The organism is Streptomyces sp. NPDC037301, from assembly GCF_055602785.1.
Genome location: NZ_JBVJWD010000171.1, coordinates 1 through 1,694 on the forward strand (window position 1 = coordinate 1; position 1,694 = coordinate 1,694).

1 protein-coding gene is annotated in these 1,694 nt (G+C 69.4%); it reads left to right on the top strand.

The genetic code is table 11. The annotated features are described in order from the left end of the window. Positions 1 to 195: 195 nt before the first annotated feature. The coding region (locus ACZ7IB_RS49200; RefSeq protein ID WP_470921895.1) for an IS1182 family transposase at positions 196 to 1,694 on the top strand (1,499 nt) is incomplete at its 3' end.

Below are 1,694 nucleotides of genomic sequence, written 5' to 3' on the forward strand. Positions count from 1 at the left end.
AGCTTGACTCTGTCGGGGATCTTTGAGTTTCCCGGTGCGGCAGCGTGGTCAACGGGCATGCTCGGGTAGTTCCGCCGACCGATGCAGCTGTCGAGGTGCCCGTTGTCCCTTCGCCCCCGTTCCGGTGAGCAAGTCCCGCCTCTGACTGCGCAGGTCGCACGGGCGAGCAACCCAGGTGGCACGACGGCGATATGGGTGCGTGACCGCCTCGATGGGCTGTGGTGCGACGAGGACTTCGCCCACTGGTACCCGCGGGACGGACGTCCGGGCCTCTCGCCAGCTCAACTGGCCACTGTCTGTGTGCTGCAGTTTCTGCTCGGCCTGTCGGACCGGCAGGCGGCCGAGGCGGTCCGCTGCCGCATCGACTTCAAGTACGCGATGGCCATGGAGCTGGACGATCCCGGCTTCCACCACAGCGTGCTTGCCGACTTCCGCGACCGTCTCGCTGAAGACGACCGTGCTGACCGGCTCCTCGACCTCGCGCTGGCACGCCTCAAGGAAGCCGGACTGGTGCGCGAGCGCACCACACAGCGCACCGACTCCACCCACGTCCTGGCCGCGGTGCGTGACCTGACCCGCCTGGAACTGATCACCGAAGCGGTACGCGCCGCACTCGAAGAAGTCGCCGGCATCTCCCCTCACCTGCTCGACGAGCTGGTCGACGAGGACTGGGGGCGCCGCTACGGCCGACCGGTCCGTTTGGGCAAGAACCCCACCAAGCCCAAGACCAGGATCCTCGCCACCGGCAACGACGCCGCCCGGCTCCTGGAACACCTCTACCGGCATGGCACAGACCGCACGTCCGGTCCCCGCCTCCAGGCCCTGCGCCAGATCATGGTGCAGAACTACCACCGTGACGCCGCAGGGCACCTGCGCTGGCGCACCGCCGAGACGGAAGGCGGGCCCGGACTGCCGCCCTCGTCCCGGGCGATCGTCTCTCCCTACGACACCTCGGCCCGCTATGCACGGCACGGACACATCATCAGCTGGAAGGGCTTCGCCGCTCATCTGACCGAGACCTGTGCTCCCGACGGCCCCAACGTGATCACGGACGTGGCCACCACCGCGGCCACCACCCACGACAGCCAGGTCCTGCCCGGCATCCACACCCGCCTGGCCCGCCGCGGGCTGCTGCCCGCCGAGCACCTGGTCGACGCCGGCTACACCTCTCTGCCCCACCTGGAACGAGCCACCCGCGAACACCAGGTCACCGTCTCCGGTCCGCTCCGGAGCAACCCCACTCGCCAACACCGCCAAAACGAGGGCTTCGCCCGGGACGACTTCCACATCGACTACGACCAGCAGCAGGTCACCTGCCCCCAGGGCCAGGTCAGCGCGGGCTGGCACGGCCCCTACCCGACCTCCTCGCCCACTGCGGCCCCGCTGATCGTGGCCAGGTTCACCAAGAGCCAGTGCCGCCCCTGCCCGGCCCGCACCCAGTGCACCACCACCGCCGACAGCGCCCGCACCGTGGGCTTTCCCCCGCGAGAGCTCCGCGACCTGCAACTCCGCGTCCGCACCGAGCAACAGACGCCCGAGTGGAAGACCCGCTATGCGGTCCGCTCCGGAGTGGAGGGCACGGTCAACGAGTTCGCCCACGGACACGGCATGCGGCGCTGCCGCTACCGAGGACAGGGGAAAGCCCACATCCAGCACGTCCTGACGGCCATCGCCGTCAACATCGAGCGCCTCAG